Below are 19,615 nucleotides of genomic sequence, written 5' to 3' on the forward strand. Positions count from 1 at the left end.
ATAATGAGCGACGAAGACGATATTCAGGATGCTCTCGCGGATTTCGCGGAGGATGTTGGCAATGGCCAGTCATGGACCGCCGCGATCCGCATATTGACCGAGGATTATGAGCTGGAAGAGGGCGAGTTGGAGGCGCGGGCGCGGAAGGATTTTGGGGATCTTGACGCCTATCAGGCCGAAGCGCGCGCGGCGCTGGAGAAGGGGGACGCGGCCTTTACCGAAAAGCTCAAGAGCGACAAGGCGTTTCACAAGGCGAAGGCGCCCAACCTCGCGCGCATGGGGCCGGTGACCGAGTTCGTGTCGGGCGTGCTGGAGAAGGGACCACCCGAGAAGGACGCGGACTGGTGGCCCTATATGCCGATCAAGCGGCATATCGATACGCTGTTCCCCGCGCCGGGCGACGTGCGCGACATGGCCTTCTGGACCGCGCGAACGTTGCAGCGGGCGCATGGGGGGTGAGGGGGTTCGCCTCCTCGATAGCGGGACACCCCTCCGTCAACCCTTCGGGTTGCCACCTCCCCTTAAAGGGGAGGATTTTTAGAACATCTACGCCGGGAATGGCTCATGCTTGATATTGAAAACCTGTCCAATGAAATCGACGGCAAGGCGATCCTCAAGGGTCTCTCGCTGCGCATCAACGCGGGGGAGGTCCATGCGATCATGGGGCCGAACGGCGCGGGGAAATCGACGCTGGCTTATACGCTGGGCGGGCGGCCGGGCTATGACGTGACGGGCGGGCGCGCGACCTTTGACGGCGTCGACCTGCTGGGACAAGAGCCGCACGAGCGCGCGGCGGCGGGGCTGTTCCTGGGGTTTCAATATCCGGTCGAGATACCGGGCGTGTCCAACCTGCAATTCCTGCGCGAGAGCCTCAACAGCCAGAAGCGCGCGCGGGGCGAGGCGGAGCTGAACGGGGGCGAGTTCATCCGGCTCGCCAAGGAGAAGGCCGGGCTGCTGGGGCTGGACATGGACATGCTCAAGCGCCCGGTGAATGTCGGCTTTTCGGGCGGCGAGAAGAAGCGGGCCGAGATGGTGCAGATGGGGATACTCGACCCCAAGCTGGCGATCCTGGACGAGACGGACTCGGGGCTGGACATCGATGCGCTCAAGATCGTGGGCGCGGGGATCAACGCGATCATGCGCCGTCCCGACAAGGCGGTGCTGCTCATCACCCATTATCAGCGGCTGCTCGACTATGTGAAGCCGGACTATGTGCATGTGCTGGCAGGGGGCCGGATCGTGAAGTCGGGCGGGCCGGAGTTGGCGCTGGCGCTGGAGCGCGAGGGCTATGCCGAGGTGGTGGCGTGACGATCGCGAGGAAGAGGCTGATCGCCATCCTGATCGGCGCGATCCTGTGGCTCGCGGCGGCGCGGCTGGTGCATTTCCTGCCCTGGCTGTTCGACGGGGGCAGAATGTCCGCCATCCTGTTCGTGGCGATCATCGTCAGCAGCTGGCTGACGGTCGACATAGTCCGGCTGGCGACGCGCGCCGGCCCCGGCCAGCTCGTGCCGCTGATGGCATGGGGGACGTTGACCGCCTTGCTGCTGGACGGGCTCGCCATCAGCTTTGCGCCGTCCTTCTACGCCTCCGTCAGCAGCGCGACCCAGTTCGGCGCGGCGGCGATCATGTGGGGGGCGGGCCTGGGCCTGCTCTTCGCACTGCTGAGGGATAAGGCGCGATGAGCCTGCTCGATCTTCCGACACGCCGGGACGAAGCCTGGCGCTACAGCGATGTGGAGGCCGTCGCGTCCGTCTGGCCCCTGCCCGCGCCGACGCGGATCGAGGTCGCGGCAGGCGAAAGCGCGGCGCATCATCTGTTGCAGGATGCGGCGGAGGGGTCCGTGGCGGTGCATGATTATGTCATCGATATCGCCGATGGCGCGCGGTGCGACTTTCATCTGCTCAATGTCGGCGGCCGGCTGGGGCGGGTGACGTTCGACGTGACGCTGGGCCGGGGCAGCCATTTCGAGCTGGGCGGTGCGATCATCGGCGGCGGGGACCAGGTGCTGGAGATCGTGACGAAGGTGCGCCACGCGCAGCCCGACGCGACCAGCGGGCAGACGATCCGGTCGATCCTGGGGCAGCGGGCGGTGGGCAGCTATCTCGGCAGCATCAACGTCGCGCGCGATGCGCAGCGGACCGATGCGTTCCAGTCGGTGAAGGCGATGCTGCTCGACCGCACCGCGACCGCGAACGCGAAGCCCGAGCTGGAGATTTTCGCCGACGATGTGAAATGCGCGCATGGCGCGACCGTGGGCGAGCTGGACAAGGCGGCGCTCTTCTACATGGCGTCCCGGGGGATGGACCCGGCGACGGCGAAGACTTTGCTGCTGAAGGCGTTCGTCGCGGGGGTGTTCGACGGGGTCGAGGACGAAGCGGTCAAGGGCGCGCTGGAGGCGGCGGCGCTGGCGAAGCTGGAGGCGCTGGTATGAGGGACGACATCATCCTCCCCTTTAAGGGGAGGTGGCAGGGCGAAGCCCTGACGGAGGGGTGTCCCGCTATCGATAGGGTGACACCCCTCCACCACCGCTTCGCGGCGGTCCCCCTCCCCTTGCAGGGGAGGATGATATGAGCGTGGCCGCCGGACTTAGCCTGCGCCACGATTTTCCCGGCGTGGGGGACTGGCATTATCTGGACAGCGCGGCCACCGCGCAGAAGCCGGGCGCTGTGATCGATGCGATCGCGCGGGCTTATGGGGCGGATTATGCGACGGTGCATCGCGGCGTTTATGAGCGGTCGGCGAATATGACGCTGGCTTATGAGGCGGCGCGGCGGAAGGTGGCGGGCTTCATCGGCGCGGCGTCGGACAGCGAGATCGTCTATGTGCGTGGCGCGACCGAGGGGATCAACCTGGTCGCGCAATGCTGGGCGGGGACTCAACTGAAAGCCGGCGACCGCATATTGCTGTCTTGCCTTGAGCATCACAGCAATATCGTGCCGTGGCAGATCGTGGCGGAAAAGGTCGGCGCGGCGATCGACGTGGTGCCGCTGACGGCGGACGGGCGGATCGATCTCGACGCGATGGCGGCGATGATGATGCCGGCGCACAGGATGGTGGCGCTGGCGCACGTGTCCAATGTGCTCGGCAGCGTGCTGGATTGCCGGCGCGCGGCCGAGATCGCGCATTCGGTAGGCGCGAAGATTCTCATCGACGGGTGCCAGGCGGTGCCGCGGCTGGCGGTGGACGTTCAGGCGCTCGATTGCGATTTCTACGTCTTTTCCGCGCACAAGCTCTATGGCCCGACCGGGATCGGCGTGCTGTGGGGGCGCAAGGAACTGCTCGACGCGATGCCGCCCTATCAGGGGGGCGGGTCGATGATCGACAAGGTGACGTTCGAGAAAACGACCTATGCGCCGCCGCCGACGCGGTTCGAGGCGGGGACGCCGCATATCACCGGCGTCGTGGGGCTTTCGGCGGCGATCGATTATGTGGAGGGCATCGGCCTCGATCGCATCCACGCGCATGAATGCGCGCTGGTGGGGAAGGCGCGGGCGGCGCTGGAGCAGATCAACAGCGTCCGCGTCTTCGGGCCGGCGGACAGTGCGGGCATATTGTCCTTCGAGGTGGAGGGGGTGCATCCGCACGATGTCGGCACCATATTGGACGAGGGCGGGGTCGCGATCCGCGCCGGCCACCATTGCGCGCAGCCGCTGATGCGGCATCTGGGCGTCGAGGCGACGGCGCGGGCGAGCTTCGGCATTTACAGCGACGAGAGCGACGTGGACGCGCTGGTCGCGGGACTGGAACGAGTGAGGAAGATCTTCGGATGACCGAGGAAAGAAAGATCATGGTCGAGGAAGTCGATGCGGTGGCAGCGCCGCCCAAGGCGCGCGTGGAGGAACCGCGCCAGCGCGACTATCTGGACGGGTTTCTGGCGCAGAAGCCGGTCGAGACGGCGGCGGGCGAGCCGGGCGGGAGCCTCTATGACGGGATCATTGATGCGCTCAAGGAAATCTACGATCCCGAGATTCCGGTCAATATCTATGATCTGGGGCTGATCTACGGCGTCGATGTGACCGACGATGGCCACGCGGTCGTCACCATGACGCTGACGACGCCGCATTGCCCGGTCGCCGAATCCATGCCGGGCGAGGTCGAACTGCGCGTCGGCGCGGTGCCGGGGGTGGGCGATGTCGAGGTGAACCTCGTGTGGGATCCGCCGTGGGACCCGCAGAAGATGAGCGACGAGGCGAAGCTCGAACTGGGGATGCTGTGATGGCTGCGGTGGGGCAGCCGAAGCGCGTGCCGCAACCACCCCACCCCCGTCCCCTCCCCTGAAGGGGAGGGGTGAAAGAGGTAGAAGATGAGCGAGACTATCACCAAGACCCGCGCGCGGCCGGCGGCCGTCCTTCTGACGCCGAGCGCGCAGGGGCGCATAGCCGAACTGATGGACCAGGCGCCCGAAGGCGCGATCGGGGTCAAGTTGTCGACCCCCAAGCGCGGCTGTTCCGGCCTTGCCTATTCGGTCGATTATGTGAGCGAAGAGGCGAAATTCGACGAGAAGATCGAGACGCCGGGCGGCGTGCTCTATATCGACGGGGCGTCGGTGCTGTATCTCGTCGGATCGACGATGGACTGGGTGGAGGATGATTTCGCCGCCGGTTTCGTGTTCAACAATCCCAACGCCAAGGGTAGCTGCGGCTGTGGGGAGAGTTTTACGGTTTGACCGTCAGTGCTCCTGCGCAAGCAGGAGCCCAGGATTGAGGGCAGGACAGTCGACCCTAGGCTCCTGCTTTCACAGGAGCACGGAGACTCCGGTGCGATGCCGCATATGCTGATCCTGGGCATGGGCTATACCGCCTCGCGGCTGGCTGACCGGCTGCGCGGGCAGGGGTGGCGCGTGACGGGCGTGCGGCGGAGCGCCGGAGACGATGTGCTGGCGTTCGAGGATGAGCGCGGGGTGCGCGCCGCCATTGCCGGGGCGAGCCATATCCTTTCGTCGGTGCCGCCGGAGGGCGAGGATGATCCGGTGCTTGTCCGCTATCGCGATGCGATCGCCGCCGCGCCGGCGCTGTGGACCGGCTATCTGTCCTCGACCGGCGTCTATGGCGACGCGGCAGGCGCCTGGGTGGATGAGGGCAGTCCGGTCGGTGCGGGCCGGCGAACGGCGCGAGTCGCCGCCGATCTCGCGTGGGGCGCGCTGCGGGCCGATATGCGGCGCTTTCGGTTGCCGGGCATTTACGGGCCGGGTCGGTCGGCGCTGGAGCGGGTGCGCGAAGGGCGGGCGCATCGGATCGACCTGACCGGGCAGGTTTTCAGCCGGGTGCATGTGGACGATATCGTTGCGGGCGTGATCGCCTCATTCGATGGGCCGGCGGGGGTCTATAATCTGGCGGACGACCTGCCCTGCGCGCAGAACCGCGTGATCGAGGCGGCGTGCGATTTGCTGGGGCTGGCGTGGCCGCCGCTGCAATCGATGGAGGAAGCGCAATTGTCGCCGATGGCGCGGGGATTCTATGCCGAGAACCGGCGGGTGGCGAACGGGCGGGCGAAGCGGCTGCTCAGGTGGCGGCCGCTCTATCCGACCTATGCGGAAGGGCTGCGGGCGTGCCTGTGATGCGGCCTGACGCGTGGTTTACGCATCATTAACCTCTGGGCTCGACAAGCGGGGCATGAGCCGCTTCGACCAACGCTTCGCCGCCCTCAGCCGTCAGATGAAAGCCATGCCCGCGCCGGGGCGCGTGGGGCGGGAGTCGCCGCCGATTACGAGCCTGATCGACCGGGTGAACGCCGCCAAGCAGCGCTATCGGGTGGGGTGACGCACCGCCCATCACCTAAAAACCGTTCGCCCTGAGCCTGTCGAAGGGCAGTGTTTTTCGAAGGAAAGTAGGGGCTTCGACAGGCTCAGCCCGAACGGAGGTTGGATGACCTGATCGGCGCTAGGCCGCTTTCGCCCGTAGCGCGATCGCCATGCCGGCGATCGCCAGCAGCGCGCCGGCGATGGCGAGGGGGGACCAGCGATAGCCCTCCACCAGGGTCGAGATCAGCATGGCGATGATCGGGATGAGGACGCTGGTATAGGCGGCGCGCCCTGCGCCCATGCGCTGGATCAGCGTGAAATAGAGGGGGAAGGTGACGACCGACCCCGCGATGCCGAGCCAGGCGACGCCGAGCAGATAGGCGGGCCGGGGATCGAACTGCGGCGGGCCGACCGTGGCCCAGGCGAACGCAGCGTTCAGTCCAGCGCCGATCAGCATCGCCCAGGTCAGCACCGCGATCATCGGCAGGCGGCGCGAGACCTCCATTCCCTGCATGACGTTCGACGCCGAAGCGCTGAGCAGCCCGGCGAAGGAGAAGGCCGCGCCCAGCAGCACCGCGTCCGGGCTGACCGTGGCGGCGCGATATTCGTGCAGCAGCATGAGGATGATGCCCGCGACCGCAACCAGCGACCCGCCGATGAAGCGGCGGCCAACCGGCTGGCGGAAGAAGAGCCACGAGAAGATCGAATTGGGGATGAGCAGCATCGCATAGATGACCGCCACCACGCCCGAGGTCAAATAATGCTCCGCGCGATAGACGAAGTTGAAGTTGAGGACGAATTGCGTCAGGCCGACGGCGGCGGCGAAGAGCAGGCCCGGCGCGCCGATGCCGAGCGGCACGCGGCGCATCCGGGCGAAGAGCGCCATCGCGATGCCGGCGAGCAGGAAGCGGTAGCAGACCGACCAGCTTGCCGGGACCGATCCGATCTGGTCGCGGATGACGATCCAGGTCGAACTCCAGATGAGGGTGACGAGGGCGAAGGGGACTGCGATCGCCGTCGGGCGCGTCGTCATGGGTCGAGCGCCGCCAGCGCGGCGGCGAACGGAGCGACGGCGGCCGCGTCCTGCGCCCAGTTGGTGACGAGCCGCGCCGCGCCATCGCCCCAGTCGTAGAAGTCGAAGCCCCGCGTGCGCAGTTGTGCCGCCTCATCAGCGGTCAGGCGCACGAACAGCTCATTGGCCTCGACCGGGTGAAGCAGGCGGGCGGGGATTGCTTGGGCCAGCGCCCGCGCGGCGGCGTTGGCGGCGCGGGCGTTGGCGAGCCAGAGGTCGCCTTCCAGCATGGCGAGGATTTGCGCGGCGAGATAGCGGCCCTTCGAGAAGAGATGGCCCGAGCGCTTGCGCCAGCGCTTCGCGTCCTCGGCCCGCACCTCGGCCTGTGGGCCGAAGAAGAGCAGGGCTTCCCCCACCATGCCGCCATTCTTGACGCAACCGAAGGAAAGGGCGTCGACGCCCGCGCGCCATGTGATGTCGGCCGGCGCGCAGCCTAGACAAGCGACCGCATTGGCGAAGCGCGCGCCGTCCATGTGGAAGCCGAGGCCATAAGCGCGGGCGAGATCGCCGAGCGCGGCGACTTCGGCGGGCAGATAGACGCGGCCATATTCGCTGGCCTGTGTGATGCTGAGCGCGCGGGCGGGGGATTGGTGGACGTCGGGGCGGATCGTCTTGAGCTTCGCCGCGACGGTATCGGGCGTCAGCTTCGCGCCGTCGCCCGGCAGCGGCATGATCGTCGCGCCATGGGTGAAGAAGCCCGGCGCGCCGCACTCGTCAATGACGATATGCGCCTCCTCATGCGCGAGGATGCCGCCATAGGGCGGGCAGAGGGTGGCGAGCGCAATGCTGTTCGCCGCCGTGCCGGTCGCAACCCAGAGCGCCTTCACCTCCGTCTCGAACAGCGCGGAGAAGGCAGAGTCGAGCCGCGCGCTCCAGCGGTCGCCGTCATAGCCGTGGTCGGCTTGATCGGCGGCGGCGATGGCGGCCATGACCTGCGGGCAGACGGGGGTGGCATTGTCGGAGAAGAAGTGCATAGGGCGGCGATAGCGAGGCGGCAGCGGCGCGGGAAGAGGCCAGCGCGGGGCGGCTGGCCCTGTTGTGATAATAGGTCAGTATATATGACCCATTGTTTCAGAAGGCGCACTGTGACATAGGCGAGCGCCTTCGAGCCAGATCAAGGAGACTCACCATGGCCGCTGAGCAGACGCCGCGCTTCACCGTCACCCGCAACAGCCAGGCTGTCGCGGCCGACCAGCGCGCGATCCTGCTCACCGATCCCGGCTTCGGACGGCTGTTCACCGACCATATGGTGACGATCCGCTACACCGAAGGGCAGGGCTGGCACAGCCACAAGGTCGAGCCGCGCGCGCCGTTCCAGCTCGATCCGGCCTGCGCGGTGCTCCATTATGCGCAGGAGATTTTCGAGGGGATGAAAGCATACCGGCTGGAGGATGGCAGCATCGCCATGTTCCGCCCGGAGGAGAATGCCCGCCGCTTCGCCGCGTCGGCCGAGCGGCTGGCGATGCCGGTGTTGCCCGAGGACATCTTCCTGGAGGCGTGCGAGGAATTGGTGAAGATCGACGCCGACTGGATTCCGGGCGGCGAGGGCAGCCTGTATCTGCGCCCCTTCCTGTTCGCGAGCGAGACCTTCCTCGGCGTGCGGCCGTCCAACGAATATATATTCTGCGTGATCGCTTCGCCCGCCGGCGCCTATTTCAAGGGCGGCAAGAAGGCGGTGACCCTGTGGGTGTCCGAGCATTTCACCCGCGCGGCGCGGGGCGGGACGGGCGCGGCCAAGTGCGGCGGCAATTATGCCGCGAGCCTCGTCGCGCAGAAGGAGGCGATATCGCACGGGTGCGACCAGGTCGTCTTTCTCGACGCCGCCGAGAATAAGTGGGTCGAGGAACTGGGCGGCATGAACGTCTTCTTCGTGATGGAGGATGGCTCGATCGTGACGCCGCCGCTGGGGGGGACGATCCTGCCCGGCATCACCCGCGATTCGATCATCAGCCTGGCGCGCTCCAAGGGGCATGATGTGCGCGAGGAGCGCTACAGCTTCGCGCAATGGCGCGACGACGCGGCGAGCGGGAAGCTGCGCGAAGCCTTCGCCTGCGGCACGGCGGCAGTGGTGACGGCGATCGGCACGGTGAAGAGCGCGGGCGGCGACTTCACCATCGGCAATGGCGATGGGGGGCTGGTGACCGAGGCGCTGCGGGGTGAGTTGACGGGTATCCAGCGGGGAACGGTGGCCGATCCGGCGGGGTGGGTGCGGCGGGTTTGAGTCCTTCCCGTTAGCTTTCCGTTTGGGGTGTTACGCCTACGACTCTCACTTTTTCGTCATTCCCGCGAAGGCGGGAATCCATCTCCCGACCTTTCGCCCAGAGGATAGCGTAGGAGATGGATCCCCGCGTTGACCTTCGGTCGCCCTTCGGGTCGCGGGGATGACGATCGGGGGGGGCGCAGCTCTGACCTTTCGGGCAGGCCGGGCGTCGGGGTGCTTCCCAATTCGGCAGTCGCTCCCTAGATAAGCGGCCATGGAACGCTACGACGTCGTGATATTGGGGGCGGGGCTGGTCGGGCTGACGCTTGGCATCGCTCTGTCCAGCCATGGGGTGCGCTGCGCCGTCATCGATCCGGCCGATCCGGTCGCGACCACCGCCGCCGGGTTCGACGGGCGGGTGTCGGCGATCAGCTCGACCAGCCTCGCGATGATGCGCGCGATCGGCGTCGCGCCGCATCTGGAGGGCAAGGGCTGCCCGATCGACCGCATCTGGGTGAGCGACGGGCTGGAACCGGGCGCGCTCGATTTCGCGCCGGATAGCGACGACGGGGTGATGGGGGTGATGGTGCCTAATCGCGACCTGCGCGTGGCGCTGGCGCGGACGGCGGCGGAGGCCGAGAATCTCACCATCTTCCAGCCCGACCGGGCGGTGCATGTGGATCGCAACGCCGATGGCGTGACGCTGACGCTGGCGAGCGGGGCGACGATCGGCGGGGCTTTGCTGGTGGCGGCGGAAGGGCGGAACAGCCCGACGCGCGAGGCGGCGGGCATCCGCACGACGCGCTGGCAGTATAAACATACCGCCATGGTGACGGCGATCGACCATGAGGTGCCGCACGCCAACACCGCCTACGAGATTTTCTATGTCGGCGGCCCTTTCGCGCTGCTGCCGATGCTGCCGGGCACCCGGTCCGCCGTGGTATGGACGGTGCCGACCGATCAGGCGCCGGCGATGCTGAAGCTGGGCGAGCGCGCCTGGCTCGCCGAAGCGCAGAAGCGGATCGGCGGATTTCTGGGCGAGATCAAACTGGCGGGGCCGCGATCCTCCTATCCGCTGGGCTTCCACCATGCGGCGCGGATCACCGATACGCGCCTGGCGCTGGTGGGGGACAGTGCGCACGCGATTCATCCGATCGCGGGGCAGGGGGTGAATCTGGGCTTCCGCGATGTCGCTGCGCTGGTGGAGGTGCTGGTGGACGGGATGCGATTGGGGCTCGATCCGGGCGACGCGCAGTTGCTGGCCCGGTATCAGCGCTGGCGCGGGCTGGACGCGATGATGACCAGCGTGGCGATGGACGGTCTGGTGCGGCTGTTCGACGTGCCGGGCAAGCTGCCCTCGCTGGTGCGCCGCGCGGGGCTGGCGGCGGTGCAGCGCGCGACCCCGCTCAAGAACCGCTTCATGGCGGAGGCGCGGGGGCAATCCGGCGCGCTGCCCAAGCTGCTGGCGGGCGAGATGGTCTGAAAAGGTTTAATGGAAGTGGGCGGCGACATCTCCTAATCCGGATGCGCGGCAATAGCGCCGCGTACCGAAAGGAGTAGAAGTTGTGAATTTGGCAGAAGTCGGCATCGCCCTTGGGGCGATGTTCGCCTTCGCGACCTTGGTTCTCAAGATTGTAGAGGTTTCGCGCTCCAAATAATACCAACCTGCAATGATCGTGACCTACAAGGCCCCTCCCCCTTGAGGGGGAGGCCGGGTGGGGGGTGTACCAACGACAGCGTGGACGCTCGGCTTCGCCTCGCTCCCCCTCCCCCGCCCCCTCCCCGCCGGGGAGGGGAGATGAGTCAGGGTCATCACAGGTTGGGCGACGGGCGGGGGCGCGTTGCCGCGCGTCCCCAAACGAGCGAACCCCCGTCATTGCCGTGCCGGGGGTTCTGTAACGAAAGTCGAAGTGTGACTTTGGCAGAAACGCACAGATACACGATCTGAGGGCTAAATTCAACCGGAGATCGCTGGCCCGTTGCGGCCGCGCGACCTTTCACCCCACCCGGTTCTCCACCAGATTGTCCACCACCGACGGGTCGGCGAGCGTGCTCGTATCCCCCAGCGCCTGCGCCGACACCTCGCCTTCCGCGATCTTGCGGAGGATGCGGCGCATGATCTTGCCGCTGCGTGTCTTGGGGAGGCCGGGGGCGAACTGGATCGCGTCGGGGGTGGCGATCGGGCCGATTTCGGTGCGGACCCATTTGACGAGGGTGGCGCGCAGGGCGTCGCTCGGTTCCTCGCCGCTGTTCAAGGTCACATAGGCGTAGATGCCCTGGCCCTTGACGTCATGCGGGAAGCCGACGACGGCGGCCTCCGCCACGGCCTCGTGCAGCACGAGCGCGCTTTCGACTTCGGCGGTGCCCATGCGGTGGCCCGAGACGTTGATGACGTCATCGACGCGGCCGGTGATCCAGTAATAGCCGTCCGCGTCGCGGCGCGCGCCGTCGCCGGTGGTATATTTGCCGGGGAAGGTGGTGAAATAGGTCTGGAAGAAGCGGTCATGATCGCCCCAGACGGTGCGCATCTGACCCGGCCAGCTTTGCGCGATGACGAGATTGCCCTCGGCCGCGCCGTCCAGCACCTTGCCCTCGCTATCGACGATCTGCGGCACGACGCCGGGCATCGGCAGGGTGGCGGAGCCGGGCTTCAAGTCGGTGGCGCCCGGCATCGGTGCGATCATCGCCGCGCCGGTCTCCGTCTGCCACCAGGTGTCGATGATCGGGCAGCGATCCTCGCCGACGACATGATGATACCAGCGCCATGCCTCCGGGTTGATCGGTTCGCCGACCGTGCCGAGCAGGCGGAGCGACTTACGGCTGGTGCGGGTCACATAATCGTCGCCCTCCTTCATCAGCGCGCGGAGCGCCGTGGGGGCGGTGAAGATGGTCTGGACCTGGTGCTTGTCCACCACTTCCCAGATACGGCTTGGGGTGGGCCAGTTGGGGACGCCTTCGTACATCAAGGTCGTCGCGCCGTTCGCCAGCGGGCCGTAGACGATATAGCTGTGCCCCGTGACCCAGCCGATGTCGGCGGCGCACCAGTAGATGTCGCCGGGGCGATAATCGAAGCAGAGTTGGTGGGTGAGGCTGGCCCAGAGCAGATAGCCGCCGGTGGTGTGCAGCACGCCCTTGGGCTTCCCCGTCGATCCCGACGTGTAGAGGATGAAGAGCGGGTCTTCGGCGTTCATCGGCTCGGGCGGGCAGTCGGCGGCGACCTTGGCCGCTTCCTCGTGCAGCCAGAGGTCGCGGCCCGGCTGCATCGCGATGTCGCCGCCGGTGGCTTTCACCACCAGCACCGTCCTGACGCCGGGGCAGTCCTTGAGCGCGGCGTCGACATTGGTCTTGAGCGGGACTTTCCTGCCGGCGCGGCAGCCTTCGTCGGCGGTGATGACGAAGGTCGAATCGCAATCCTGGATGCGGCCGGCGAGGGCTTCAGGCGAGAAGCCGCCGAACACGACCGAATGGATCGCGCCGATCCGGGCGCAGGCGAGGAGGGCGAAGGCAGCCTCCGGGATCATCGGCATATAGACGGTGATGCGGTCGCCCTTCTTCGCGCCCGCGCCCTTGAGGACATTGGCCAGGCGGCAGACCTGCTCATGCACTTGCGCGTAGGTGTAGGACCGCGTGGGTGCGTCGGGGGCGTCGGGCTCCCAGAGGATCGCGATCTGATCGGCGCGTTCGGAAAGGTGCCGGTCGATGCAGTTGGCGCTGACGTTGAGGACGCCGTCGGCGAACCAGCGGACGCCGAAATCGGCTTCGGCGAAGCTGCTTTGGTTGGTGAGGGTGGGGGCTTTGATCCAGTCGAGCCGCTTTGCCCGGTCGAGCCAATAAGCGTGCGAATCCTCGATCGAGCGGCGATAATCGGCGTCGCGGGCCGCGCGGTCCATCAGCGCCTCGCTGGCCCATGCGCCCGGCACCGGGAAATAATCGTCAGACATCGGGCATCCTTTCCATCGCGCAACCAGTTTGGCGGCTCTTCTATCGCCCCGATAGCCGGTTCGGAAGGGTGCAACATGCCGTTTATCATGGCGAAGGGGCGCGATCGCCCGCCTTATGCGCCTCGCGCTCGGAACGACATTTTGCGGCTTTCCCCTTCAGCCCCGCGCGCCTAACAGGGATCGCCTATGTGGTTGCTCTATCAATTCCCGCTCTGCCCCTTTTCCCGCAAGGTCCGGCTGCTGCTGGGCGAAAAGGGGATCGGTTATGATCTGATCCGCGAATCGCCCTGGGCGATGCGGGACGAGTTTCTGGACCTGAACCCCGCCGGCACCACGCCGGTCATGGTCGAACAGGAGAAGGGCGTGACGCTGATCGACAGCCAGGCGATCTGCGAATATTTCGAGGAGACGGTGGAGAAATTTCCGCTGATTTCCGGCACGGCGGCGGGGCGGGCGGAAGTGCGGCGGCTGACCGCCTTTTTCGACCAGAATTTCTATGGCGACGTGGTCGGCCCGCTGCTGCACGAGCGGATGAAGAAGCGCCTGATCGAGCGCGCGCCGCCCGACGCGCGCGTGCTGCGCGAGGCGATGAAGCGGGCGAACGTCCATATGGATTATATGGACTATCTGCTCGACCATCGCAGCTGGATGGCGGGTGGGACGCTGAGCCTGGCCGATATCGCGGCGGCGGCGCATCTGTCGGTCGCGGATTATCTCGGCGGGATCGACTGGGCCGGGCATGAGCCGGTCAAGCGCTGGTATGCCGGGTTCAAGTCGCGTCCGTCCTTCCGCCCGCTGCTGTCGGAGCGGATGGAGGTCATCACCCCGCCGCCCCATTATGAGAAGCCGGATTTTTAGATCATTGCGCGTTCAATCTGATCCGTTCGCTTCGAGCAGGTTCGAGCGAAGTCGAGAACCGTCAGTCGAGAAGGATGGTGCAAGCGTTCTCGATACGCCTTCTCGACTGCGCTCGAAGACTAGTCGAACCGAACGGAGGGGGTTCGGGTTTGGCGCTCGGCGCTCTAGAACGGTCAGTCAGTCTCCGCTGCCAGATAGACGCGGTTGCGGCCATGTTCCTTGGCGAGGTAGAGGGCGCGGTCGGCGGCCTTGAGGGCGGCGCGCGGATCGTCGAAGGCGAGCACGTTGGCGACGCCGGCGGAGAAACTCACCCGCTCCATCCGCTCGCCATTGGTGCGGTTGACGAGGCTGCGGCCGGCAAGATCCTCGCGCACGTCGTCCACCGCCTTGCAAGTGTCGGCGGCGCTCTTGCCGCGGAACAGCATCACAAATTCCTCGCCGCCATGGCGCGCGACATGGCAGCGGTCGTTGGACGCTTTGGCGAGCAAGCCGGCGACGAATTTCAGCACCCGGTCGCCCGTGTCATGGCCGTGGGTGTCATTGATATTCTTGAAATGATCGATGTCGCAAAAGGCGACCGAGAGCATTTCGCCATTTTCCTGCGCCGCTTTCACCTCTTCGCGCAGCACGCCTTCAAAGGCGCGGCGGTTGGGCAGGCCGGTCAGATGGTCATGCTCGGCGGCGCGGCGGGCATTTTCTAGGCTCGACTTGAGCGCCTGGGTCTGCTTCTGATTTTCGCGTAGCTGGCCTTCGACCTGGCGGGTCTTTTCGACCATCGAGCGGGTGAGGCCGACGAGGCGGGCGAGCACCGGCTCGCCGTCGCGCCCTTCCAGTTCCTTCGCTTCTTCCTGGAGCGCGGCGCCGTAGCTTTTCGCCGAGTTGCGGGATTCGTGCATGAGCCCGGTGAAGGTGCTCAGATTTTCCTCGACCTTGTCGAGCATGGCGGCGAGCGAGTCGGGGGTGACTTCGTCACTGCGCTGTTCGGCCGCGAGCGTTTCGATCCAGCCGTTGGTGATCTTGCCGCGCTCCATCATCACGGCGCGGATTGCCTTTTCGACGCCGATATTGGCGCCGGTCAGATAATCGAGCGCGACGCTGAAGTTGATCGGGGTGAGATCGAGGTCATGGGCGAAGAGGAAGTCGCCGATATCGGCATAAAGCTGGCGGCGGCGGTTGATTTCGCGGCTGGAGGCGCTGCCGGAGCGGGGTCGCTGCGTATCTGTCTCCTGATCCTCTTCGGATCGGCCCGACAGGCCGCGCGCCCAGCGCGCCAGACGGTCGGTCAGCCCATGTTGCGGGCTAGCGGATATGGTTGTTCCCCCGGTCATGCCCCTTAATACGGCGGCGCGGAAACGAGGTTAAGCGCGCGGATGGAAATTTCCGCGTCAGATGTCGGCGGCGACCAGCCAGTCGCGGAAGATGCGCACCGCGCGGGTCTGGAGCGCGCGGGGGCGGCACACGAAGAAATAGCGATAGGGGCTGTCGACGTGGATCGGGAAGAGCCGCACGAGGCGCGGATCGCCCGCCTGTTCATAATGGCTGGCGTGCATGACCGCGACGCCAAGGCCCTGTGCGGCGGCCTCCAGCATCAATTGGCCCGAATCATAATTGTCGATCGCGAGCGGTTGCAGGTCGGGCAACCCCGCCGCTTCCTTCCAGGCGTCGAAGGAGAGCGCCATGTCGCGGTGGAGCAGGACCGTCTGCTGCGCCAGCTCCTCCGGGCTGGTGAGGGCGTGCGGCCCCTCCAGCAGTTCGCGCCGGCCGATCAGATAGACTTCCTCATGATCGAGCTGGTGGGCGTAGAGGGCAGGATCGATGTCCTTCGACAGGACGATCGCGGCGTCGAGCCCTTCGCCGAGGCGCGCGACGGCATGGGGCGTGGTTTCGATGTCGATATGGAGCTGCGGATGCTGTTGCCTGAGCTTGCCGAGGTGCGGGAATAATCGCTGGGTGGCGAAGAGCGGCATGACCGCGAGGCGCAGGCGAAGCTGGTTGCCGCCGCTCTGGATATTTTCAAGCGCGAGGCTGAGCGAATCGAGCGCCGGGGCGATATCGTCCAGCAGGCGCTGGCCGTCGGCGTTGATCTCCAAGGCCTGATGCTTGCGATCAAACAAAGGGCGGCCGATGAAGCGTTCGAGCGCCTGGACGCGCCGGCTGAGCGCCGGAGTCGACAGCGCAAGCTCCTCCGCGGCCGCCTTGACCGAGCCGAGGCGCGCGACCTGAACAAAGGCCTCAAGGGCCGTGAGGGGCGGCAATCTGCGCATATTCCGTCTATCGTCCGAACCCGATCCGCTGCGCCGCGTCAATTCTCTTTATCGAACGGCGCGCAGCCCGGTTCCAAGCATCCTGCCCCTAAAGAGCAGGAAATCGGGCAAAATGGCAAGATGCAATTTTTGCAATCAGTCATCTTCTTTCGCACTTGCAATATTTCACGTTGCAACGCATATAGGAACTGCCTTTCAGGCATCCTCTCCTAAAACTTTCCGGGCCGGCATTTTGCCGGCCCTTTTTTTGTCCCATGTTATCGCCTGCCCAAGGGTCTTTCCGATCGCTGCCGCGTTCCCTATCTCGTTACGGAGCGACAAAGACGGGGACGATGCGTGGCCGATCAGGACAAGACCGGACGGAAGATACAGGTGGCCAATGCGCGGCCGGAGGATGCGGGGCGCGGACTTGCGCGCTTGCCGCTCGCCGTGATGGCGGAGCTGCATCTGGCCGAGGGCGATGTTGTGGAGATTATCGGCAAGCGGTCGACCTCCGCGCGGGTGGTGCGGCCCTATAAGGAGGATGAGGGGCTGGACGTGCTGCGGCTCGACGGGCTCCAGCGCGCCAATGCCGGCGTCGGGTCGGGCGATTTCGTCCAGATCGCCAAGATCGAGCCGCGCCCGGCGCAACGGGTGGTGTTCGCGCCTGCACAAAATAACCTGCGGCTCCAGGGCAATCCCGATGCGCTGAAGCGCGTCTTCTTCCAGCGGCCGCTCGCCGCCGGGGATATCGTCGCGACCGCCGGGCAGCAGCAGGTGCCGCCCACGGACATGCCGCCGCAGCTGCGCCAGATGCTGGCCGCGCCGGCCTATGCGCTCCAGGAAATCCGGCTGGTGGTCGTATCGACTACGCCCAAGGGGGTGGTGCACATCGACGGCGACACCGAGGTCGAGCTGCGCGCCGAATATGAGGAGCCGCGCGAGCTGCGCCGCGCCGACGTCACCTATGACGATGTCGGCGGCATGGCCGACACGATCGACCAGCTGCGCGAGATGGTGGAGCTGCCGCTGCGCTACCCCGAACTGTTCGAGCGGCTGGGGGTCGATCCGCCCAAGGGGGTGCTGCTCCACGGGCCGCCGGGGACGGGCAAGACGCGCCTCGCCCGCGCCGTCGCCAATGAGGCGGAGGCGGAATTCTTCCTCATCAACGGGCCGGAAATCATGGGCTCCGCCTATGGCGAGTCGGAAAAGCAGCTGCGCGAGATATTCGAGGCGGCGAGCAAGTCCGCGCCCTCGATCCTGTTCATCGACGAGATCGATTCGATCGCGCCCAAACGCGGCAATGTGACCGGCGAGACCGAGAAAAGGCTGGTCGCGCAGTTGCTGACGCTGATGGACGGGCTGGAGCCGCGCGCCAATCTGGTGGTGATCGCGGCGACCAACCGGCCCGAAGCGATCGACGAGGCGCTGCGGCGGCCGGGCCGCTTTGACCGCGAGATCATCGTCGGCGTCCCCGACGAGCGCGGACGGCGCGAGATTTTGGGCATCCATACTCGCGGGATGCCGCTGGGCGACAAGGTGGACCTGTCCGAACTGGCGCGCATGACCTACGGCTTTGTCGGCGCGGACCTGGCGGCGCTGAGCCGTGAGGCGGCGATCGAGACGGTGCGCCGGTTCATGCCGCGCCTCAATCTGGAGGAAGGGACGATTCCCCAGGATGTGCTGGAGGAATTGTCGGTCACGCGCGAAGACTTCATGTCCGCGATCAAGCGGGTCCAGCCTTCGGCGATGCGCGAAGTGATGGTGCAGGCGCCCAATATCGGCTGGTCCGATATCGGCGGGCTGGACGAGGCACAGATGCGCCTGAAGGAAGGGGTCGAACTGCCGCTCAAAGACCCCGACGCCTTTCGCCGCATCGGCATCCGTCCAGCCAAGGGCTTTCTGCTCTACGGTCCGCCCGGCACCGGCAAGACATTGCTGGCGAAGGCGGTGGCGCGCGAGGCGCAGGCCAATTTCATCGCGACCAAATCGAGCGATCTCCTCAGCAAATGGTATGGGGAGAGCGAGCAGCAGATCGCCCGCCTCTTCGCGCGGGCGCGGCAGGTGGCGCCCACGGTCATCTTCATCGACGAGCTGGACAGCCTGGTCCCCGCGCGCGGCGGGGGGCTGGGCGAGCCGGCGGTGACCGAGCGGGTGGTGAACACCATCCTGGCGGAGATGGATGGGCTGGAGGAATTGCAGTCCGTCGTCGTGATCGGCGCGACCAACCGGCCGACTCTGGTCGATCCGGCGCTGTTGCGGCCGGGGCGGTTCGATGAATTGATCTATGTGCCGGTGCCCGACGAGGCCGGGCGGCGGCGCATCCTTGGCATCCATACCGGCAAGATGCCCTTGGGCGACGATGTCGATCTCGACTATCTGGCGCGCGAGACCGAGCGGTTCACCGGCGCGGACCTGGAGGATCTGGTGCGGCGGGCCGGGCTCGTCGCGCTGCGCCAGTCGCTGAGCGTCGACAAGGTGACCCAGGCGCATTTCGAGGAGGCGCTCAAAGATACGCGCGCGTCGGTGACGCCGGAGATGGAGCGCGAATATGAGCAGATCCAGTCGCAGCTGAAGCAGCGGGCGATGGAAGTGTCGCCGATCGGCTTCATCGCGCCGGGCATGGTCCGATCGCGCGACCGGGAAGGATGAGGAACGGGTGGCGGCGGATGAACCCATCCGTCCCTCCTGTGTTTATGACAAGTCTGTTGCAAAGACGATCGCCGCCCGGCACGACCATGCGCAGCATTTTGACACGAGAGAATAGGCGAGCGTTGATGGCCTCCATTCCACTGAAAAAGCATGATAATGTCGCGGGGTCATTCTGGAGCCAATGGTCGCTCTTCTTCCGTCAGTTCGTGCGGCATCCCGGCATGATCGGGTCGGTCATCCCGTCCTCGGCCGTGCTGGTCGACCGGATGCTGGATCAGGTGGACTGGCGATCGACCCGGCTGTTCGTGGAATATGGGCCGGGGGTGGGCACCTTCACCCGGTCGATCCTGGACCGGCTGCCCGCCGACGCCATGCTGATCGCGATCGACCTGAACCCCGATTTCGTGGCCTGGCTGGAGGCGCATATCGCCGATCCCCGGCTGCGGGTGGTCCATGGGTCGGCGGCCGACGTGCGGCGCTTCATCCGGGAAGCGGGCCATGTCGAGGCGGATTATGTGCTGTCGGGCATTCCTTTTTCGACCCTGCCCGATGGCGTCGGCGCGCAGATTTGCGCCGAGACCAAGGCGGCGCTGCGGCCGGGCGGATCGTTCCTGATCTACCAATATTCGCGATTCGTGATGCGGCTGCTGCGCCCGCTGTTCGGCGAGATTTCCGACGCGATGGAATGGCGCAACATCCCGCCGTGCCGGATGATCCGCGCGACGCGGGAGGAAGAGCTGGCGCAGGCGGCCTGATCGGGCTGGCGCCGCCGCTTTTGTTACGGAATTGTCATGAAAAAAAGGCCGCATCCCTACCCCGTATAGGGTATGTAGATGCGATGCGGACTCGATAGGACGAGGGCGAGGCGGAGCAGTTCGCCCACCGGCGGCCGGATCATTCGCGACCCAT

General features: G+C 66.3%; 19 protein-coding genes. 14 read left to right on the forward strand and 5 right to left on the reverse strand.

Translation table 11 applies throughout. The annotated features are described in order from the left end of the window. The first annotated feature begins 3 nt into the window (after positions 1-3). The 9 genes from V2B31_RS17270 to V2B31_RS17310 all read left to right on the forward strand — a co-directional run bounded on the left by V2B31_RS17270 (position 4) and on the right by V2B31_RS17310 (position 5,759). Positions 4-459 carry a hypothetical protein gene (locus tag V2B31_RS17270; protein WP_328280827.1) on the forward strand — a complete coding sequence of 152 codons (456 nt, stop codon included), beginning with the start codon at positions 4-6 and terminating at the stop codon, positions 457-459. Positions 460-564: 105 nt separating this feature from the next. Next, positions 565-1,308: a Fe-S cluster assembly ATPase SufC gene (gene sufC, locus V2B31_RS17275; protein ID WP_328280828.1), complete on the forward strand. Its 744-nt coding sequence runs from the start codon at positions 565-567 to the stop codon at positions 1,306-1,308. Further along, the gene (locus V2B31_RS17280; protein ID WP_328280830.1) at positions 1,305-1,682 is read left to right on the forward strand and encodes a hypothetical protein; all 378 of its coding nucleotides are present in this window, start codon (positions 1,305-1,307) and stop codon (positions 1,680-1,682) included. The genes sufC and V2B31_RS17280 overlap by 4 nt, the downstream gene beginning before the upstream one ends. Then, a complete protein-coding gene (locus V2B31_RS17285; protein ID WP_328280832.1) occupies positions 1,679-2,431 on the forward strand; it encodes a SufD family Fe-S cluster assembly protein in 753 nt (250 codons plus the stop codon). The genes V2B31_RS17280 and V2B31_RS17285 overlap by 4 nt, the downstream gene beginning before the upstream one ends. A 136-nt stretch (positions 2,432-2,567) precedes the next feature. Continuing rightward, positions 2,568-3,770 (forward strand): cysteine desulfurase, encoded by a 1,203-nt coding sequence (locus V2B31_RS17290; RefSeq protein ID WP_328280834.1) that lies wholly within the window; start codon positions 2,568-2,570, stop codon positions 3,768-3,770. After that, positions 3,767-4,216 (forward strand): SUF system Fe-S cluster assembly protein, encoded by a 450-nt coding sequence (locus V2B31_RS17295; protein WP_328280836.1) that lies wholly within the window; start codon positions 3,767-3,769, stop codon positions 4,214-4,216. The genes V2B31_RS17290 and V2B31_RS17295 overlap by 4 nt, the downstream gene beginning before the upstream one ends. Positions 4,217-4,303: 87 nt before the next feature. Then, entirely contained in the window at positions 4,304-4,666 is a 363-nt protein-coding gene (locus tag V2B31_RS17300) for a HesB/IscA family protein (protein ID WP_328280838.1), read from the forward strand. A gap of 96 nt (positions 4,667-4,762) precedes the next feature. Beyond that, positions 4,763-5,557 carry an SDR family NAD(P)-dependent oxidoreductase gene (locus tag V2B31_RS17305; protein WP_328280840.1) on the forward strand — a complete coding sequence of 265 codons (795 nt, stop codon included), beginning with the start codon at positions 4,763-4,765 and terminating at the stop codon, positions 5,555-5,557. Between the two features lie 55 nt (positions 5,558-5,612). Further along, the gene (locus V2B31_RS17310; protein ID WP_328280842.1) at positions 5,613-5,759 is read left to right on the forward strand and encodes a hypothetical protein; all 147 of its coding nucleotides are present in this window, start codon (positions 5,613-5,615) and stop codon (positions 5,757-5,759) included. A 120-nt stretch (positions 5,760-5,879) separates the two neighbouring features. Here the strand turns inward: V2B31_RS17310 and V2B31_RS17315 are convergent, their stop codons facing one another. Continuing rightward, entirely contained in the window at positions 5,880-6,773 is an 894-nt protein-coding gene (locus V2B31_RS17315) for a DMT family transporter (RefSeq protein WP_328280844.1), read from the reverse strand. Beyond that, the gene (locus V2B31_RS17320; protein ID WP_328280846.1) at positions 6,770-7,786 is read right to left on the reverse strand and encodes a threonine aldolase family protein; all 1,017 of its coding nucleotides are present in this window, start codon (positions 7,784-7,786) and stop codon (positions 6,770-6,772) included. Before V2B31_RS17320 ends, V2B31_RS17315 begins: the two co-directional genes overlap by 4 nt. Before the next feature lie 155 nt (positions 7,787-7,941). Between V2B31_RS17320 and V2B31_RS17325 the strand changes: the two genes are divergently transcribed. Beyond that, positions 7,942-9,033 (forward strand): branched-chain amino acid aminotransferase, encoded by a 1,092-nt coding sequence (locus V2B31_RS17325; protein ID WP_328280848.1) that lies wholly within the window; start codon positions 7,942-7,944, stop codon positions 9,031-9,033. Positions 9,034-9,286: 253 nt separating this feature from the next. Beyond that, positions 9,287-10,495 (forward strand): UbiH/UbiF/VisC/COQ6 family ubiquinone biosynthesis hydroxylase, encoded by a 1,209-nt coding sequence (locus V2B31_RS17330; protein ID WP_328280850.1) that lies wholly within the window; start codon positions 9,287-9,289, stop codon positions 10,493-10,495. A 514-nt stretch (positions 10,496-11,009) separates the two neighbouring features. On the opposite strand, the gene acs is transcribed toward V2B31_RS17330, so the two are convergent. Further along, on the reverse strand, positions 11,010-12,953 hold the full coding sequence (gene acs, locus V2B31_RS17335) for an acetate--CoA ligase (protein WP_328280852.1): 1,944 nt from the start codon (positions 12,951-12,953) through the stop codon (positions 11,010-11,012). A 186-nt stretch (positions 12,954-13,139) separates the two neighbouring features. Here acs and V2B31_RS17340 point away from each other — a divergent pair, with 186 nt between their 5' ends. Then, positions 13,140-13,811, forward strand: coding sequence for a glutathione S-transferase family protein (locus V2B31_RS17340; protein ID WP_328280854.1), 672 nt, complete (start codon positions 13,140-13,142; stop codon positions 13,809-13,811). A gap of 173 nt (positions 13,812-13,984) precedes the next feature. Here the strand turns inward: V2B31_RS17340 and V2B31_RS17345 are convergent, their stop codons facing one another. After that, on the reverse strand, positions 13,985-15,139 hold the full coding sequence (locus V2B31_RS17345) for a GGDEF domain-containing protein (protein WP_328280856.1): 1,155 nt from the start codon (positions 15,137-15,139) through the stop codon (positions 13,985-13,987). 57 nt (positions 15,140-15,196) lie between these two features. Beyond that, on the reverse strand, positions 15,197-16,075 hold the full coding sequence (locus tag V2B31_RS17350) for a LysR substrate-binding domain-containing protein (RefSeq protein WP_328280858.1): 879 nt from the start codon (positions 16,073-16,075) through the stop codon (positions 15,197-15,199). A gap of 336 nt (positions 16,076-16,411) precedes the next feature. Between V2B31_RS17350 and V2B31_RS17355 the strand changes: the two genes are divergently transcribed. Both V2B31_RS17355 and V2B31_RS17360 read left to right on the forward strand, forming a co-directional pair. Beyond that, entirely contained in the window at positions 16,412-18,706 is a 2,295-nt protein-coding gene (locus V2B31_RS17355) for a CDC48 family AAA ATPase (RefSeq protein ID WP_328280860.1), read from the forward strand. 125 nt (positions 18,707-18,831) lie between these two features. Next, on the forward strand, positions 18,832-19,461 hold the full coding sequence (locus V2B31_RS17360) for a class I SAM-dependent methyltransferase (RefSeq protein WP_328280861.1): 630 nt from the start codon (positions 18,832-18,834) through the stop codon (positions 19,459-19,461). The last annotated feature ends 154 nt before the right edge of the window (positions 19,462-19,615 follow it).

Origin of the sequence: Sphingobium sp., assembly GCF_036170395.1 — a bacterium.
GTDB lineage: Bacteria > Pseudomonadota > Alphaproteobacteria > Sphingomonadales > Sphingomonadaceae > Sphingobium.

Coding starts and splice junctions, on each gene's coding strand:
- V2B31_RS17270 (WP_328280827.1), top strand. CDS start 4: ATGAGCGACGAAGACGATATTCAGGATGCTCTCGCGGATTTCGCGGAG.
- sufC (WP_328280828.1), top strand. CDS start 565: ATGCTTGATATTGAAAACCTGTCCAATGAAATCGACGGCAAGGCGATC.
- V2B31_RS17285 (WP_328280832.1), top strand. CDS start 1,679: ATGAGCCTGCTCGATCTTCCGACACGCCGGGACGAAGCCTGGCGCTAC.
- V2B31_RS17290 (WP_328280834.1), top strand. CDS start 2,568: ATGAGCGTGGCCGCCGGACTTAGCCTGCGCCACGATTTTCCCGGCGTG.
- V2B31_RS17295 (WP_328280836.1), top strand. CDS start 3,767: ATGACCGAGGAAAGAAAGATCATGGTCGAGGAAGTCGATGCGGTGGCA.
- V2B31_RS17300 (WP_328280838.1), top strand. CDS start 4,304: ATGAGCGAGACTATCACCAAGACCCGCGCGCGGCCGGCGGCCGTCCTT.
- V2B31_RS17305 (WP_328280840.1), top strand. CDS start 4,763: ATGCCGCATATGCTGATCCTGGGCATGGGCTATACCGCCTCGCGGCTG.
- V2B31_RS17310 (WP_328280842.1), top strand. CDS start 5,613: ATGAGCCGCTTCGACCAACGCTTCGCCGCCCTCAGCCGTCAGATGAAA.
- V2B31_RS17315 (WP_328280844.1), bottom strand. CDS start 6,773: ATGACGACGCGCCCGACGGCGATCGCAGTCCCCTTCGCCCTCGTCACC.
- V2B31_RS17320 (WP_328280846.1), bottom strand. CDS start 7,786: ATGCACTTCTTCTCCGACAATGCCACCCCCGTCTGCCCGCAGGTCATG.
- V2B31_RS17325 (WP_328280848.1), top strand. CDS start 7,942: ATGGCCGCTGAGCAGACGCCGCGCTTCACCGTCACCCGCAACAGCCAG.
- V2B31_RS17330 (WP_328280850.1), top strand. CDS start 9,287: ATGGAACGCTACGACGTCGTGATATTGGGGGCGGGGCTGGTCGGGCTG.
- acs (WP_328280852.1), bottom strand. CDS start 12,953: ATGTCTGACGATTATTTCCCGGTGCCGGGCGCATGGGCCAGCGAGGCG.
- V2B31_RS17340 (WP_328280854.1), top strand. CDS start 13,140: ATGTGGTTGCTCTATCAATTCCCGCTCTGCCCCTTTTCCCGCAAGGTC.
- V2B31_RS17345 (WP_328280856.1), bottom strand. CDS start 15,139: ATGACCGGGGGAACAACCATATCCGCTAGCCCGCAACATGGGCTGACC.
- V2B31_RS17350 (WP_328280858.1), bottom strand. CDS start 16,075: ATGCGCAGATTGCCGCCCCTCACGGCCCTTGAGGCCTTTGTTCAGGTC.
- V2B31_RS17360 (WP_328280861.1), top strand. CDS start 18,832: ATGGCCTCCATTCCACTGAAAAAGCATGATAATGTCGCGGGGTCATTC.